This window comes from Streptomyces sp. PA03-5A (assembly GCF_033792725.1).
Lineage (GTDB): Bacteria > Actinomycetota > Actinomycetes > Streptomycetales > Streptomycetaceae > Actinacidiphila.
Window position 1 is genome coordinate 109799 of sequence record NZ_JARAVL010000016.1, and the last position, 16589, is coordinate 126387.

The following is a 16589-nucleotide window of genomic DNA, read 5'->3' on the forward strand; positions in this document are numbered from 1 at the left end:
GCATATTAATTTGTTCAGTGGTCTTACGAATAGGAGCCGCCGCGATGAGTTTCACCCCCACCCCCGAGGACAAGTTCACCTTCGGTCTCTGGACCGTCGGCTGGCAGGGCCGCGATCCCTTCGGCGACGCCACCCGGCCCGCCCTCGACCCCGTCGAGAGCGTCAACCGGCTGGCCGAGCTCGGCGCGTACGGCGTCACCTTCCACGACGACGACCTGATCCCCTTCGGCTCGGACGACACCGCCCGCGAGGGCCACATCAAGCGGTTCCGCCAGGCCCTGGACGCCACCGGCCTGAAGGTGCCGATGGCCACCACCAACCTCTTCACGCACCCGGTCTTCAAGGACGGCGGCTTCACCGCCAACGACCGCGAGGTCCGGCGCTTCGCGCTCCGCAAGACCATCCGCAACATCGACCTCGCCGCCGAGCTGGGCGCCAAGGTCTACGTCGCCTGGGGCGGCCGCGAGGGCGCCGAGTCCGGTGCCGCCAAGGACGTGCGGGTCGCCCTCGACCGCTTCAAGGAGGCCTTCGACCTCCTCGGCGAGTACGTCCTGGAGCAGGGCTACGACCTGCGCTTCGCGATCGAGCCCAAGCCGAACGAGCCGCGCGGCGACATCCTGCTGCCGACCATCGGCCACGCGCTGGCGTTCATCAACGAGCTGGCCCACCCCGAGCTCGTCGGCCTCAACCCCGAGGTCGGTCACGAGCAGATGGCCGGGCTGAACTTCCCGCACGGCATCGCCCAGGCGCTGTGGCACGGCAAGCTCTTCCACATCGACCTCAACGGCCAGACCGGCATCAAGTACGACCAGGACCTGCGCTTCGGCGCCGGCGACCTGCGCTCGGCGTTCTGGCTGGTCGACCTGCTGGAGTCGGCCGGCTACGAGGGCCCGCGCCACTTCGACTTCAAGCCCCCGCGGACCGAGGACATGGACGGTGTGTGGGCGTCCGCCGCCGGCGGCATGCGCAACTACCTCATCCTCAAGGACCGTGCCGCCGCGTTCCGCGCCGACCCGGCCGTGCAGGACGCGCTGAAGGCCGCCCGCCTGGACCAGCTGGCGCAGCCGACCCTCGGCGAGGGCGAGTCCCTGGCCGACCTGCTCGCCGACCGGGGCGCCTACGAGGAGTTCGACGCCGACGCCGTCGCGACCCGCGGGTCCGCCTTCGAGCAGCTCGACCAGCTCGCGATGGACCACCTGCTCGGCACCCGCTGAGCCCCGCGGAAACCGGGTTGCCGCCGGGCCCGGCCCGGCGGCACCCTGCGGGGGTGATCGAACTGCGCGTGCTCACCCCCGACGACTGGCCGCTCTGGCGGGAGCTGCGGCTCACCGCACTCGCCGACGCGCCGCACGCCTTCGGCGCCCGGCTCGCCGACTGGCAGGGCGACGGCGACCGCGAGGAACGCTGGCGCGACCGGCTCGCCCTGCCCGGCTCGTACAACCTGGTCGCCCTCGTGGACGGCCGGCCCCGCGGCATGGCCAGCGGCGTGCCCGGCGAGTTGCCGGACAGCGCCGAGCTGATCTCGATGTGGGTGGCGGGCGAGGCCCGCGGCCGCGGCGTCGCCGACCTGCTGATCCGGGCCGTCGAGGAGTGGGCGGCGGGCACCGCGGGCGTCGCCCTGCTCCACCTCGCGGTCGCGGAGGGCAACACGGCGGCGACGGCGCTCTACGTGCGCAACGGCTTCGCGGACGACGGGGGCCCCGGCGGGGTCATGCCGGACGGGCGCCCCGAGCGCGTGCTGACGAAGCGGCTCGCGGTGGCGCGGGCCTGATCGGGCCGGCGCCACCGGACCCGGTCACCAGGCGAAGGCCTCCGGGGCGGGGCCCGGTCCGGGGAAGATCTCGTCGAGACCCGCCAGCAGCTCCTCGTCCAGCTCCAGGTCCACCGCGCGCAACGCCGAGGAGAACTGCTCCGGCGTGCGCGGCCCCACGATCGGCCCGGTGATCCCGGGCCGGGTCAGCAGCCAGGCCAGCGCGACCTCGCCGGGCTCCAGTCCGTGCTTGCCGAGCAGGTCCTCGTACGCCTGCACCCGCGCCCGGACCACCGGGTCGGCCAGCCCCGCCGCCGACCGGCCCACCTTGGTGCGGGCCCCGCCGTCCTCCCGCTCCTTGCGCAGCGCGCCGCCCAGCAGCCCCTGGTGCAGCGGCGACCACGGGATCACACCGAGCCCGTACTCCTGCGCCGCCGGGATCACGTCCAGCTCGGCGCGGCGCTCCGCCAGGTTGTACAGGCACTGCTCGCTGACCAGGCCCATCGAACCGCGGTTCGCGGCCGCCTCGTTGGCCCGCGCGATCTTGTAACCGGGGAAGTTCGACGACCCCGCGTGGAGGATCTTGCCCTGGCGGACCAGCACGTCCACCGCCTGCCAGATCTCCTCGAACGGGGTGCGCCGGTCGACGTGGTGGAACTGGTAGACGTCGATGTGGTCCGTGCCGAGCCGCCGCAGGCTGGCCTCGACCGCCCTGCGGATGTTGAGGGCGCTGAGCCGGTCGTGGTTCGGCCACGACTCCTCGTGCCACGCCTTCCCGTCCGCCGACATGTTCCCGTAGACCTTCGTGGCCAGCACCACCTTGTCGCGGCGGCCCCCGCCCCGCGCGAACCACGAGCCGATGACCTTCTCCGTCAGGCCCTTGTCCTCGGCGGTGCCGTAGATGTCCGCCGTGTCGAAGAAGTTGACCCCCGCGTCCAGCGCGGCGTCCATGATCGTGTAACTGGTGGCCTCGTCCGTCTGCCCGCCGAAGTTCATCGTCCCCAGGACGATGCGGCTGACCTTGAGGCCGGTGCGGCCGAGCTGTGTGTACCTCATGGAGTACCAGCGAACCTCTTCGAGTGGACTCCCGGCAAGTGCGGTGCCCGGGGCGGGGGGTTGTGGTTGCGGCCGGTGTTTGTGTGCGGGTGCGTTGCGCCTGCGGCGGGCTGCCCCGCCCTCCCTCCCGATTGCCCGGCGTGGTCAGTGCGGGCCTGCGCTCCGTGTGCCTGGGTCGGGGCCGCGCCGGCGCACTCCCCCAGCCTTCGGCCGGGGGGACCCCCACAGCGCTCGCGGTTTACGACCACATCATTCGGCGCCGGGTTCCCCGCTCGTCTCCCCCAGCCTTCGGCCGGGGGAGGGCGGGCGGCGGGGAAACCGCCCGCCGCAGGCGCAAGCAACCCGCACACGACAACGCACCGCAACCACGACGGCGCCGCACCCACGTGCTCACGTGCGCGTCGGCAACCGCACCGTGAAGCAGGCACCGCCCTCGGGGGAGGTGCACGCGGCGGAGATGGTGCCGCCCAGCACCGTGGTGAGGCGGTGGGCGATGGCGAGCCCGAGGCCGGTGCCGACGGGGCGGACGCCGCGGTAGCGGGTGGCGAGGGCGGCGCGCTGGAAGACGACGGTGAGGTCGTCCTCGGTCAGTCCCGGGCCGCCGTCGCGGACCTCGAACACGGCCTCGCTGCCCTCGCCGCCGCCCTCGGCGCGCAGCGCCAGCACGAGCGGGCGGCCGGCCGGGGTGACGCGCAGCGCGTTCTCGGCCAGGCCGTCGAGGAGTTGGCGGACCCGGAAGGGATCGGTGTCGGCGAGCAGCGGGCGGCCCGGGCGTTCGAGGCGGAAACGCACGTCGTGGCGGGCGCAGCGGTCGGCCCAGACGGCGCCGGCGTCCTCGACGAGGGCGTCGAGGTCGGTCGGCGCGGCGTCGAGCCGGAAGTCGTCGGCCTCCAGGCGGGCGAGGTCCAGCAGGTCGTGGACGAAGCGGTCGAGACGGCCCGTCTCGGCGAGCAGGGTGCGGCCGGTGGCGGGGAGGCCGTCGGGGCCGATCACCCCGTCGGCGAGGGCCTCGGCGTAACCGCGTACGGCGGTCAGCGGGGTGCGGATCTCGTGCGACACCGAGAGCAGGAACGCGCGCTGCCGGTTCTCGCTGCGGGCGAGGGCGGTGTCAAGGGCGGTGAGCGCGGCGGACAGTTCGGCGACCTCGGCCGGGCCGTCGTCCGGCAGGGCGAGCCCGCGCTCGCCGGCGGCGAGGCGGTGGGCGGTGCGGGCCGCCGCGGTCAGGGGACGGGCCAGGCGCCGGGCCAGCAGCGCACCGGCTGCGCCCGCGCCCGCCAGACCGGCGGCCAGGGGCAGCGCGAGGGCGACGCGGATGCGGGCGGCGGCGTCGTCGACCGCGGTGAAGGGCTTGGTGAGCACCACCGCGCCGCCGCCCGCGGACGGATGGCCCTCCACCAGCACGGCACGCCCGCCGAGGGCGGCCGTCGCCGAGGCGGAGTCCCCGCCGCGCAGCGCCGCGAGCACGGCCGTGGTGACGGCGGGCGCCGCCGGCCCTGCCGTCGTACCGTCCGGCGCGACCACCGCGAGCTCGACGCCGTTCGACCCGGCCAGCCGTTGCTCGCGTTCGAGCAGCAGGGACGACAGCGCCGGGGTACGGCTGAGCACGTCGGCCTGCCGTGCGAGCCGGTCGCGCTCCTGCGCCTCGGCGGTCGTGCGGATCGTGTGCCACGACGCCAGCCCGGCCAGCAGCATCGCGACGGCCGCCACGGCGGTGGTGAGCAGCACGAGGTTCCCGGCGAGCGAACCGCGAGGGGTCATGCCGGGGCCGGGCGGGGTGGGGCGGCGCTGTAGCCGACGCCGCGGATCGTACGGATCAGGGAGGGGTCGCCGAGTTTGGAGCGCAGCTGGGAGACGTAGACGTCGACCACACGGCCCTCGCGGTAGTCCGGGGCGCCCCAGACGTGGGCGAGCAGCTGGTCACGGGTGAAGACCTGGCCGGGGTGGCCCATCAGGCACGCCAGGAGGTTGAACTCCGTCGTGGTCAGGGTGAGCGGCTCACCGTCGTTGTGGACGGTCCGGCGCACCGGGTCCAGTGCCACCGGGCCCAGGGTGCGCGGGCGTCCGCCGCGGGGCGGGCCGTCCACCCGGCGCAGGACGGTCTTGACGCGGGCGACGAGTTCGCGGGGCGAGAAGGGCTTGGTGACGTAGTCGTCCGCGCCCAGTTCCAGGCCCAGGATCCGGTCGGCCTCCTCGTCGCGTGCCGTGACCAGGAGGACCGGCGTCCAGTCCCCCTCGTCGCGCAGCGCACGGCAGAACGCCGTGCCGTCGAGCCCGGGCAGTCCGATGTCGAGCACGATCGCCACGGGCCGCAGCCGGCGTGCCGCGGCGAGCCCGGAGGGCCCGTCGGTCTCCACGTGGACGCCGAAGCCCTCCCGGGTCAGGTACAGCCGCTGCAGGTCGGCGATGTGCCGTTCGTCCTCGACGACCAGGACGAGGCCTCGTTCTTCCGCCATGGCCCCGATGCTAGCCACCCGGATCCCCGCGGCCCCGCGGGCGGCGGGGATCCTGACACTCCCCGAACATTCCGCCAACGCCGTCCTTGCGTCCGTCCGCCACGATGCGGGCGGTGCCCGGCGGACCGGCCGGGCGGAGGGAGGAACAGGTCGTGGCATTCCCACACGCCGGCGCGGAGCCCGCACTGCTCGGCGCCACCCTGGCGGCGGGCGTCGTCGCGCTCGTCGCCGTCGCCTTGCTGCTGCGCAGGACCCGCCCGCCCCGCACCGCCGGACCCGGTCTGCTGCACCGGGCCGGACGCGGCTGCGCCCGGCACCCGTGGCGGGTGATCGCCGCATGGCTGCTCGTGCTGCTGGCCGCGGTCGCCGCCGACCGGGCCTGGGGCGGTGCGTACCAGGACGACTTCGCGCTGCCCGGCACCTCCGCCCAGACCGGCGCGGACCTCCTCGACGCCCATGGCGCGCCCGGCACCCGGGGCACCGCCTCGCAGATCGTGCTGCGGGCACGGCACGGCGGGCTGGCGGACCACCGGGACGCCGTGGCCTCGGCGGTCGCCCGCGTGGCGGACCTGCCGCACGTCCTGTCCGCGGCCGGCCCGCTGACCACCCCGGGCGCGGTCTCCTCCGACGGCGCCATCGGCTACGTCGGGGTCCGCTTCGACACCAACCCCGCGACCCTCGACGGTTCCTACGTCGCCGAGGTCGACGCGGCGGTCTCGGCGCTGCGCGCCGACGGCGTCACCGTGGAGTACGGCGGTCCGCTGGGCCAGTTGGCGCGGCCCAAGGCGGCGGACCGGGCCTCGGAGGCGATCGGCCTGGCAACCGCGGTCGCCGTGCTGCTGCTGGGCTTCGGCAGCCTCGCGGCGGCGGGACTGCCGCTGCTCACCGCGGTCCTCGGGCTGGGCGCCGGGACGGCCCTGCTGGGGCTGCTCGCGGCGGCCTGGTCCTTCGGCGCCGCCGCCCCCACGCTGGCCACGATGATGGGCCTCGGCGTGGGCCTGGACTACGCGCTCTTCCTGACCACGCGCCACCGTGGGCTGCTGCACACCGTCGACGACCCCGCGGAGGCCGCCGGACGCACCCTCGCCACCAGCGGCCGGGCCGTGATCGTGGCGGCCGTGACGGTGGCGATGGCCCTGGCGGGCCTGTACGCCTCGGGGGTCGTCTTCATCGGCACCCTCGGTGCCGCCGCGGGCGTCACCGTCGCGGTCGCGGCCGTGGCCTCACTGACCTTCACCCCCGCGCTGCTGGGGCTGCTCGGCCGCCGGATCGACCGCTGGTCGGTGCGCACGCCGGTGGACGAACCCGCCCCGGGCGGCGCCGACGTCTGGCACCGCTGGGCCCGCGCCGTCGGGCGGCGCCCCTGGCTCTTCCTCACCGCGGGCGTGCTGGCGCTCGGGGTGCTCACCGTGCCGCTGGCCTCGATGCGGCTGGGGCACGTCGACGCCGGGGCGGGCCCGGCCGGCAACACCGACCGCCGCGCGTACGACCTGCTCTCCGAGGGCTTCGGCCCCGGCACCAACGGCCCGCTCACCGTGGTCGTCGCCCTGGACCCCGACCGCATCCGGACCACGGCCGACCGGGAACGTCTCGCGGCGTCACTGCACGACGCCCTCACCGGCGCCGGCGACGTGGCCGCCGCGACCACCCCGTCCGAGACCCCCGACGGCGCCCTGCTCGTCGCGACCGTCACCCCGGGCGGCGGGCCCGAGGAGCGCTCCACCTCCGACCTCGTCCACCGCCTGCAGGACGGCGTGCTGCCCGCCGCCCTGCGGGGCACCGGTGCCCAGGGCCACGTCACGGGGGCCACGGCGGCCCAACTCGCCTTCCGGGACGTCGTGGTGGACCGGCTGCCGGTGATCGTCGCGGTGGTCGTCGGCGCGGCCTTCCTGCTGCTGCTCGCCGTCTTCCGCAGCCCGCTGGTCGCCGCCAAGGCCGCGGTGCTCAACCTGCTGTCGATCGGCGCCGCGTACGGCGTGGTCGTGGCCGTCTTCCAGTGGGGCTGGGGCGGTCCGTGGCTCGGCGTGGGCGAGAGCGTGCCGGTGGAGTCCTACGTCCCGATGATGATGTTCGCCATCGTCTTCGGGCTGTCCATGGACTACGAGGTCTTCCTGCTCTCCCGGATCCGCGAGTCCTGGCTGGCCACCGGCGACGACCACGGGAGCGTGGCGCACGGGCTGGCCGCCACCGCCCGGGTCATCTCCTGCGCCGCGATCGTCATGACCAGCGTCTTCCTCGCCTTCCTCCTGTCGGCGAACGTGGTCGTCAAGATGCTGGCGCTGGGGCTCGGGGTGAGCGTCGTCGTCGACGCCACGATCGTCCGGCTGCTCCTCGTCCCCGCGACGATGTACCTGTTCGGCCGGGCCAACTGGTGGATCCCGTCCTGGCTGGACCGGCTGCTGCCGCGCCTGGACCCGGAGGGCGGCGGCCGTGCCGCGCAGGACGTTCCCGCGCCCGCCGGCGCCGAGGCCGCCGGGAAGACGCGGTGACGGCCGTCCGGTGGCGCCGGGTCAGGACCGTGCTGGTGGTGTCCGTCGCGCTGACGGCCCTGACCGGCGGGGCCGGTGAGCTGGTCGCGCGGGGCGTCGTCCACCACCGCGTCGCGGCCGCGGCGGGCCGCGCCCTCGGCGTCGCCCCGGACCGGGTGGCGGTCGACACCGGCGGTGGGCCGGCGCTGGCCGCGCTCGCGCACCGGCGCCTGGACCGCGTCGAGGTCGCCGGCGACGACGTCACCGTGGGGCGGCTGCACGGCGCCTCGGTGCGCCTACGCCTGGACGGCCTCCGCTTCGGCGGCGCACCGACCGTGGCGTCGTCCCATGCCGACGTCCGCGTTCCCGCCGGGTCGTTGCGCGCACGCTCAGGGAGCGGCGGTACGGACGGCGGCCTGCCGGTCACGGCCGTCGTGCCGGAACCGGTCGCGGGCACGCTGCGGTTCGAACTCGGCGGCGGATTTGCCTGGGTGACGGTCCGTCCGATGCTCCGTGACGGCCGGGTGGCGGTCACCGTGACCGGCGCGGAGCTCCTGGGCCGGGCCGCCGCGCCGGCGGTCGTCGACCGGATCGAGCGGCGGCTGGCCGACCGGGCCCCGCGGGCGCGCTACCCCCTCGCCCTGCGGGCGACCTCGGTCGACGTCACGTCCGAGGGCCTGCACGTCACCCTCGACGGCGGCCGCGCGGCGCTGCCCCGCCGGGCGGCTCAGGCCGCCTGACCGTCCACGACGCCCTTGGCGAAGTCCGCGCGCAGCCGGGAGAGTTCGTCGTCCGGCACCGCGCGCGCCCAGGCGTCGGGAAGCCCGCGGACGGTGTGGTCCTTGGTGGTCGCGGCGCTGTAGGTGGCGGTGCAGATGAGCGACACGGTGCCGGAGGGCTTCATCTTCTTGTGGAAGACGCAGGTCTTCACCTTGCGGCCGTCGAGGGTGATGGCGATGCTGATCTCCGCGTACACGGGGTCGTCGGTGGTCTCGGGGTCGTCCAGGGCGTCGTACAGGGAGTTCTGGAGGGTGAAGCGGGCGGTGCAACTGGTGTTGCCGCAGGGGGAGAAGCGGGCCTTGCCCGTGGTGCTGAAGCTGACCGCCGGGTCGACGGCCGACTTCAGGGCGGCGAGGTCCCGGTCGTAGGCGGTCGTGAAGGTCTCGCGGTCGGCGCCGGTGAGCACGGCCACCGTGGTGTCCAGGCCGTCGGGCAGGGGCAGCGGCCCCGAGGCGGCGGGGGAGTCGCCCGCGGCCAGGCGCAGCAGGGTGCGGGGGGCGGAGTCGGTGATCCAGAAGCGGCCGCCGGTCGTGGTCAGCACCTTGACGGGGCGTCCGGCGACCGTGGAGGAGGAGATGGCGTCCGGGCGGCCGCGGTCGGCGGCGTCACGGAGCAGCGCCGAGACGTTGGCCGGGTCCAGGGGGGTCGTCAGGTCGTCGATCTCGGGCAGGTCGGCGGAGGAGTCCAGCCAGCGGTCGTCGATCCGGTCGAGGAGGTCGCCCGCGTAGCCGCGGTCCTTCCAGTACGCCCTGTCGGCCTTGGTCAGGCGGTGGTCGTCGGTGGTGAGCAGCCGCACGGTGGCGCCCTCGTCCTGCAGCGAGCCACGGCCCCAGCCGCCGGGCGTGGTCTGCAGGTCGAACGGGGTGCTCGTCCCGCTGTCGAGGGCGAAGTCGCCCCGGTAGGAGACGACCTGGGCCTCGCCCAAGGTGTCCGCCGCCTCGCGCAGCATGCGCTCGGCCTCCGCCGCCGGGTCCTTGCGCGCGGTCGCCGCCGGGCCCTTGCCGTCGCCGGAACCGCTCCAGGGAGCCCATATGAGGAGGCCGGCGACCAGGGCCGCGGTGGCCAGTCCCGCCACGGCCAGCAGCGGGCCGCGCCGCCGGGGCGGCGGTGCGGGGTAGCCGTTGTGCGGCGGGTACCAGGGCGCTCCGTGGTGGGCCTGCGGTTGCGGCGGGTACGGCGGCGCCGGCGGGGGCGGCGGTCCGAAGCCGCCGCCTCCCGTGCCGCCGCCGGTCCCGTGACCGGGGCCCCAACCGCCGCCGCCCCACGGTGTTCCGTCCGTCATATCCGCGTCTCCCCACGTCGTGCGGTCACTCGTGCCCCCGCCGGTCTCCCCGCCGGGACGTTCCTCGCCGGGCGCCGACCTTCTCATCCGGCCCGCGCCCCCGCCCCGGCCTTCCGCGAATCCGCCACCGGCCCGGCCCGGCGGGCGCGCGGGGGTCCAGGGCAAGGTACTGCAGTGGCCGCACCGCTCCGGCGCGAGGGTTTCTCATACGGCTCTCATCCACCGCTCAGGCTCTCATCACCGCTGGTTCCTACCGTCGTCGCAGTGGAGAGACAGGCACCGCCTCCCTCCCGCTTCCCGTTTTCCTGACTCGGCGAGGAATGGCATGTTCTTCACGTACCTCCGGCGCGAACTCCGACGCCGCAGAAAGGCGGCGCTCGTCATCGCGATGGGCCTCGCACTGGGCATCGCCCTGGTGATCACCGTCAACTCGGTGTCGGCCGGCATGACGCAGGCCCAGGGCAAGGTGCTGGAGTCGTTGTACGGCCTGGGCACCGACATGACCGTCACCAAGGCCGCCGACCCCGACTCGGCCTCCGCGCAGCGACCGCGCTTCCAGTTCGACGCGCGCGGCGACGACAAGGAGCAGAGCAGCGACCGCGTCATGGTGCAGGGCTTCCAGTCGCTGAAGTCCTCGGTCGTCGACCAGGTCTCCGAGCAGAGCGGGGTCAAGGACGCGGTCGGCGGGCTCAGCCTGGTCGTCATCAAGGTCAACGGCCAGTTCCAGCGCGGTGAGTTCCAGCAGGCCCCGGGCGGCGGCAACCGGCAGCGGGGCGGCGGCAGCGGCCAGCCGCAGGGCACGGTGCGCGGCGGCGGAGCCAACTTCGACATCAACAACTTCACCGTCTTCGGCACGGACGTCGCGCACCCCGCCCTCGGGCCGCTGACCTCGTCGAAGATCACCTCGGGGAGGACCTTCACCAGCGCGCAGGACGACGCCAAGGTCGCCGTGCTCGACAGCGCGTACGCGAAGCAGAAGAAGCTGACCGTCGGCAAGACGGTCACGATCTCCGGCACCAAGTTCGAGATCATCGGCATCGCTACCGCCGACAGCGGCTCCTCCTCCGCCAACGTCTACATCCCGCTCAAGCAGGCGCAGACGCTCGCGGACGCCAAGGACAAGGTCACCACGATCTACGTCCAGGCCGCCGACTCCCAGAAGATCGGCTCCGTCAAGTCCGCGATCCAGAAGAACGTCTCCGGCACGACGGTCACCACCTCCGCCGACCTGGCCTCGACCGTTTCCGGTTCGCTGTCCACGGCCTCGAACCTGGCGTCCAACGTCGGCACGTGGCTCTCCGTCGCCGTCCTGATCGCCGCCTTCCTCGTCGCGGGGCTGCTGACCTCCTCCGCGGTCTCCCGCCGGGTGCGCGAGTTCGGCACGCTCAAGGCGCTGGGCTGGAAGAGCGGCCGGGTGACCCGCCAGGTCATGGGCGAGGCGATCGTCAACGGCCTCATCGGCGGCGCCCTCGGCATCGCCCTGGGCCTCGGCTGCGCCTACCTCATCACCACGATCAGCCCCACGCTGGACGCCACCGTCGGTGGCGGCGGAGCGGGCGGTCCCGGTGGCTTCGGCGGTCCCGCCCGGCGCGCGGCCGGTGACGCCGTCGAGATCGCCCTCCAGGCACCGGTCAGCGTCAACACCATCGTCCTCGCGGTGGTCCTGGCGGTCGCGGGCGGTCTGATCGCCGGGACCTTCGGTGGCTGGCGGGCCTCGCGGCTGCGCCCGGCCGACGCCCTGCGCCGCGTCGAGTAGCCGCACCCGCCCCACGAGACCGGGGGCCGCGTACCGCACGTTCCCCCCGGCGTGGCGCGGCCCCCGCCCTTCCCCTTCAGGACTTCAGGAGTCACCTCATGTACAAGCTGAGCGGCGTGACCAAGCGCTACTCGCGCGGCAAGGACACCGTGCACGCGCTGCGCGGCGTCGACCTCGTGATCGATGACGGCGACCAGCTCGTCATCCAGGGCCCGACCGGCGGCGGCAAGTCGACGCTGCTGCAGATGCTCGGGGGCCTCGACCGCCCGACGGAGGGCTCGGTGGAGCTGGACGGCACCGACCTGGCCCGGCTGAGCGAGGCCCGGCTGACCAAGGTCAGGTCGCAGAACATCGGCATCATCTTCCAGAGCTTCAACCTGATCCCGACCCTGACCGCCCAGGAGAACGTCGAGACCGCCCTCGTCCCGCTGGGCGTCAAGGCCTCCGAACGCCGTGCCCGCGCCGCCGAGGCCCTCGCCTCCGTCGGCCTCGGCGACCGTCTGCACCATCTGCCGGGCGAGTTGTCGGGTGGTCAGCAGCAGCGTGTGGCGATCGCCCGGGCGCTGGTGAAGCGCCCCAAGGTGCTGCTCGCGGACGAGCCGACCGGAGCCCTCGACGAGGACACCCGCGACGAGATCCTCGCCCTGCTGGAGGGGCTGTGGAAGGAGTACGGGCTGACCTTCGTCATGGTCACCCACGACTCCGCCATCGCCCGGCGTGCCACCCGGGTCGCCACCATCAAGAAGGGCCGGGTCACCGTCACCGAGCGGACCCCGGCGGCCTGAGACCGCCGCACCCCGGCCCCCCGTACCCACCCCGGTCCCCACCCCCGGCCCCCGGCGCGTCGCCGGGGGCCGAGCGGTGTTTCAGTCCGTGACGCCCAGGTCCTCGCGCATCAACCGCTGCAGCGTCCGCAGCAGCGGTTCGGCCTCCTTCAGGTCCTCCAGCGCGCCCTGCGGGCTCTCGCCGTCCCGGGCGAGGCCGCGGTCGAGCCGCTTGGCCGCGGCGTCCGCCGCCGCCAGGACGCGGTTGACGTCCCGCGAAGCCTCCAGGACGCGCTCCGGGACGATCATCTGCGCCTCGGCGTACCGGTCCCGGTACTCCCGGCGGGACTCCTCGACCCGGTCCCGCTCCTCGGCGGAGTAGACGCCGTCCCTGATCCGGTGCAGGGCGTCCTTCAGCAGCGTGTGGAACTGCCGCGAGGCCCGGTTCACCGCCGTGTACGCCGCCCGCCGTTCCTCGAACCGGCGCAGCCGTTCCGCCTCGGCGGCCTCCGCCAGGCGGCGCCGGTCGGTGCCCCGCTGGGCGAGCACGGGCGCGAACAGGGTGCCGAGCACTCCGACGACGGCGGTGATCATCGCACCGAGCGTGGCATTCATGGTCCGCTTCCTATCCCGCCCGTCCGGGGCGTGGGGAGCCGGTCGGTCGCACCGAGCGGCGGCCGGCAGCGTGCGCAGGCGGGCGGCCCGCCCGGAACGGAGACCTCGTTCCGGGCGGGCCGCCCCGATACCCGTCTGTCCGTGCTACTTCGCGAGGTACGCGTTGTAGATCACCTGGGACAGGGTGTTGCCCTTCTTGTCGCTGACCAGGGCCTTGAAGGAAACGCCCTTGCCCGCCTTGGGGTTCTTCAGCGTCACCTTGCCGCCCTTGACCGTCAGCTTCGACCAGTGCGCCCCGCCGTCGGTGGAGACGTACACCTTCAGCGACTTCAGGGTGCGGCCCGCGGCCGCACCCTGGACCGTCACCGGCATTTTGACCGTGGCCTTCGCCTTGGAGGTGCTCGTGGCGGACAGGGACGGGGTGAAGCGCACCACGGAGACCGGCAGCGTGGCCGGGACGTCGCCGCCGACGTGCTGGGAGGAGAACGTCCAGGACGCGGTGACGCGGGTGCTGACCGCCGCGGTCGTGGCGCGGGTCACCGAGGTGGTCAGCCGGTAGCGGGCCTTGCCGCCGTCGACGGTGAAGGAGGCGCCGTCGTCGAGCGCGCCGTCGTGGCTCCCGACCTTCGTCCCGTTGCGGTAGAGGGTCGTGGTGGCCTTGTCGTACGACGCGAAGCCGCTGTGGCCCTGGCCGTCGGTGAACAGGCCGACGGTGCCCCAGATCTCGTCACCGGAGCGCGCGATGCCGGAGTACTTGTCCAGCTTCGGACCGAAGACGCCGACGTTGAAGCTGCGGCTGTAGCTCCTGCCCTTGGTGAAGGACCGGGCCGGGGCCTCGTAGTAGCCCTCGGGGACCTCGCCGGAGGAGTCGGTCTGCAGGAAGTCCTGGGCCCAGGTGACGCCGGAGCCGTTGACGTACACGGTCCTGGTGAACGGCAGCCCGGTGAGGAAGCCGCTCGGCGTCACCATGGCCGCGTTCACGAACGGGGTGGTGAAGACCGCGCCGAGCTTGCGCTTCAGCGAGGAGCCGCCGGTGGTGGTGATCTTCGCCAGGTCGGTGCTCCGCACGGCCTTGGTGTAGCCCGTGTAGAACGACTTCGTGCGGCCGTACGCCACCGTGTAGACCTTCGAGCCGTGCTCGAACAGGCCGGCGACGGTCGCCTGGTACTCGGCGGCGGTCAGCGCGGGACCGGAGTGCGCGGTGCGGAAGTCCCGCAGCGTGCCGGTGTTGAAGCTGAGGCCGGTGCCGGCGGCGCCGTGGTTCAGGTTGTAGCCGACCATCAGGTCCGACTGCCGTGCGGCCCGGTCCGGCAGCGTGAACGCGAACGGCTTGGCCTTGCTCGCGTCGAGCGTCACCTCGGTGTCCCTGCTGAGCTCGACCAGCGGGCGGCTCACCCAGTTCGCGCTCTTGAACGTCCGGCCGTCGGCCGCGAGCTTCACGATGAGGCTGTCCACGGCGTAGCTGCCCTTGGGCAGGCGCAGCGCCGTGCTGCCGCTGTCGTTGGTGACCTCCTCGAACGCGTCGCCGTCCAGTCCGACGACGAGCGTGTCGTAGGCCGCCGCCGGCCGTCCGTCGCGGTCCAGGTTGGTGATCCGCAGGTCGTACGACTCGGCCTCGCGCACCACGCCCGCGGCGGTGCGCACCGACCGCGTGCCGTCGCGCGCGACCACGGCCGCGCTGTAGGCGCCGTCGGCGGTGCCGAGGGTGGTGTCGGCGGTCAGCGTCGCCTCCGCGGTACCGTCGGCCGGCACGGTCACCTGCTGCTTGTCGAGGGTGAAGAACCCGGCCGGCGCCGCGGTGCCGTCGGGGTCCTTGCCGGTGACCGACAGGTCCAAGGTGACGTCAAAGTCACCGGAGTTGCGGTAGGTGATCGTCCTGGACTGCTTCACGTCGTCGGTGTGCGGCCACCGGGCGACGCCGAAGCCCAGCGAGACCGGGTCGGCGACCACCTCCTGGTGGATCGCCCGGGCCAGGTCGATCTGGCCGGAACCCTGCTGGAAGGCGGTGTAGCCGCCGTCCGTCGTGGAGCCGGTGAGCGCGGCCTTGATCTGCCGGCCCGTCCAGTCCGGGTGCTCCTGGGCGAGGATCGCCGCGGCGCCCGCCACGTGCGGGGTGGCCATCGAAGTACCGGAGATGGTCAGGTAGTTCCCGTCCGCGGTGTGCGGGACCTCGGGGTCGGTGTCGATGACGCTGCCCTTGGCCGCGGCCGCGGTGATGTCCACGCCGGGGGCGGTGACGTCGGGCTTGACCGCGCCGTCGCCCACGCGCGGGCCGCGCGAGGAGAAGCCGGCGAGCTTGGAGTCCTCGTCGACCGCGCCGACGGTCAGCGCGGCGTCCGCGCTGCCGGGGGAGCCGACGGTCGAGGCGCCGTCGCCCTCGTTGCCCGCGGCGATGACGAACAGCGTGCCGGTGTCCGCGGACAGGCGGTTGACCGTCTCCTCGATCGGGTCGACCCCCGGGGTGTCGCCCCCGCCGAGGCTCAGGTTGGCCACCTTGGCCCCGGAGTCGGCGGCCCACTCCAGGCCCGCGATGATCCCGGCGTCGTCCCCGAAGCCGTCGTCGTCCAGCACCTTGCCGCTGATGATCCGCGCGCCCGACGCCACGCCCTTGTAGGCACCGGCCGACTTCTCGCCGGTGCCGGCGGCGATGGAGGCGACGTGGGTGCCGTGGCCGAAGTGGTCGAGCAGGTTGTCGGCGGTGGAGAAGTTCTTCTCGGCGACGACCCGGCTGGTCAGGTCCGGGTGGCTCTTGTCGACGCCGGTGTCCAGCACCGCGATCGTGACGCCGGTTCCGTCGTATCCCGCGTCCCAGGCCTCCGGCGCGTGGATCTGCCGGGTGTTCCAGCTCGGTTCGGCCGCGGCCTTCTGGATCGCGTTCAGCCAGACCGTGCGCAGGCCGGACTCGGCGGTGGCGTACGGGGAGCCCGGCGCGTCGTCGGTCAGCGCCGTCCAGACGCCGGCCGCGGCGTCCTCGGGCGCGGTGACGGACTCGCCGCCGAGCGCCGCGAAGGTGTGGGTCACCTCGGCGCCCTCGGCCCGGTGCAGTTCGGCCCGCGCCTCGGGGCGGCTGCCCCGGTAGGTGACGATCAGTCCGAGGCCGCGGCGCTGGGCCGCCCTGCGGTACTCGGCCCGGCTCAGCGTGGTCACGTCGAAGAGCCGGCGGTCGACCCGGCCCTTCGCGATCAGCTGCACCGCGTCCTGCGGGACGACGTAGACGTGCCCGTGCTGCCGGCGTATCTGCACAGGTACGTCCTCGCGCCCCTTGGCGCGTTTCAGGGCGACGGGCCTGCCCTGCGAGTCCACGGCGACCCGGTCGCCGGTGATCAGCGTGATCCACACGCGGTCCTTGACCGCCGTGGCGGACGCGGAGCCGGCCGGCCCCGTGGCCGCCGGCCCGGCCGCCGAGGCCGGTGCGACGGCGCCGGCGGTCAGTGCCGCCGCGACCCCCGTGGCGAGCGCTGCCGCGCGCGCCTTCTTCCATCGTCGGTGCAACGTATCCCCTTGTGTCTGCGTCATGACACGCGGGAGCGCTCGTCCCCGGGCGCGCGCACGCGATGTTCCCCCACGGCGTTCCCCCCGGCGAAGCCCCCGCCTTGCCGACGCAGTATGTACCGTCTGTCGCGGACATCTCAAGAGTCACTTCGTGAACGGATTGCCGGATCCGG

12 protein-coding genes are annotated in these 16589 nt (G+C 74.0%); 6 read left to right on the forward strand and 6 right to left on the reverse strand.

All coding sequences use genetic code 11. The features are described from left to right. The first annotated feature begins 44 nt into the window (after positions 1–44). Positions 45–1214: an apurinic/apyrimidinic endonuclease family protein gene (gene xylA / locus PV410_RS21245; RefSeq protein WP_499513646.1), complete on the forward strand. Its 1170-nt coding sequence runs from the start codon at positions 45–47 to the stop codon at positions 1212–1214. A gap of 53 nt (positions 1215–1267) precedes the next feature. Next, the gene (locus tag PV410_RS21250; RefSeq protein ID WP_500326717.1) at positions 1268–1771 is read left to right on the forward strand and encodes a GNAT family N-acetyltransferase; all 504 of its coding nucleotides are present in this window, start codon (positions 1268–1270) and stop codon (positions 1769–1771) included. Positions 1772–1795: 24 nt separating this feature from the next. Here PV410_RS21250 and PV410_RS21255 read toward each other — a convergent pair whose 3' ends face one another. The 3 genes from PV410_RS21255 to PV410_RS21265 form a co-directional block, all read right to left on the reverse strand. Further along, positions 1796–2806: an aldo/keto reductase gene (locus PV410_RS21255; RefSeq protein ID WP_500326718.1), complete on the reverse strand. Its 1011-nt coding sequence runs from the start codon at positions 2804–2806 to the stop codon at positions 1796–1798. 390 nt (positions 2807–3196) lie between these two features. Further along, a complete protein-coding gene (locus PV410_RS21260) occupies positions 3197–4564 on the reverse strand; it encodes a sensor histidine kinase (protein ID WP_500326719.1) in 1368 nt (455 codons plus the stop codon). Continuing rightward, complete coding sequence (locus PV410_RS21265) at positions 4561–5259, reverse strand: response regulator transcription factor (RefSeq protein WP_500326721.1); 699 nt, start codon at positions 5257–5259, stop codon at positions 4561–4563. Before PV410_RS21265 ends, PV410_RS21260 begins: the two co-directional genes overlap by 4 nt. A 242-nt stretch (positions 5260–5501) precedes the next feature. Between PV410_RS21265 and PV410_RS21270 the strand changes: the two genes are divergently transcribed. Next, positions 5502–7748 (forward strand): MMPL family transporter, encoded by a 2247-nt coding sequence (locus PV410_RS21270; protein WP_500326839.1) that lies wholly within the window; start codon positions 5502–5504, stop codon positions 7746–7748. Continuing rightward, positions 7745–8467, forward strand: coding sequence for an LmeA family phospholipid-binding protein (locus PV410_RS21275; protein ID WP_500326723.1), 723 nt, complete (start codon positions 7745–7747; stop codon positions 8465–8467). The genes PV410_RS21270 and PV410_RS21275 overlap by 4 nt, the downstream gene beginning before the upstream one ends. Here PV410_RS21275 and PV410_RS21280 read toward each other — a convergent pair. Then, positions 8455–9789 (reverse strand): hypothetical protein, encoded by a 1335-nt coding sequence (locus tag PV410_RS21280; RefSeq protein WP_500326725.1) that lies wholly within the window; start codon positions 9787–9789, stop codon positions 8455–8457. The two genes, PV410_RS21275 and PV410_RS21280, sit on opposite strands and share 13 nt — an antisense overlap. Positions 9790–10114: 325 nt before the next feature. On the opposite strand from PV410_RS21280, the gene PV410_RS21285 reads away from it, so the two are divergent. Then, positions 10115–11545: an ABC transporter permease gene (locus PV410_RS21285; protein ID WP_500326727.1), complete on the forward strand. Its 1431-nt coding sequence runs from the start codon at positions 10115–10117 to the stop codon at positions 11543–11545. Positions 11546–11643: 98 nt separating this feature from the next. Continuing rightward, entirely contained in the window at positions 11644–12330 is a 687-nt protein-coding gene (locus PV410_RS21290; RefSeq protein ID WP_500326729.1) for an ABC transporter ATP-binding protein, read from the forward strand. Between the two features lie 81 nt (positions 12331–12411). Here PV410_RS21290 and PV410_RS21295 read toward each other — a convergent pair whose 3' ends face one another. Both PV410_RS21295 and PV410_RS21300 read right to left on the reverse strand, forming a co-directional pair. Continuing rightward, positions 12412–12924 (reverse strand): hypothetical protein, encoded by a 513-nt coding sequence (locus PV410_RS21295; protein WP_500326731.1) that lies wholly within the window; start codon positions 12922–12924, stop codon positions 12412–12414. 144 nt (positions 12925–13068) lie between these two features. Beyond that, entirely contained in the window at positions 13069–16416 is a 3348-nt protein-coding gene (locus PV410_RS21300) for a S8 family peptidase (RefSeq protein ID WP_500326733.1), read from the reverse strand. Positions 16417–16589: the final 173 nt, after the last annotated feature.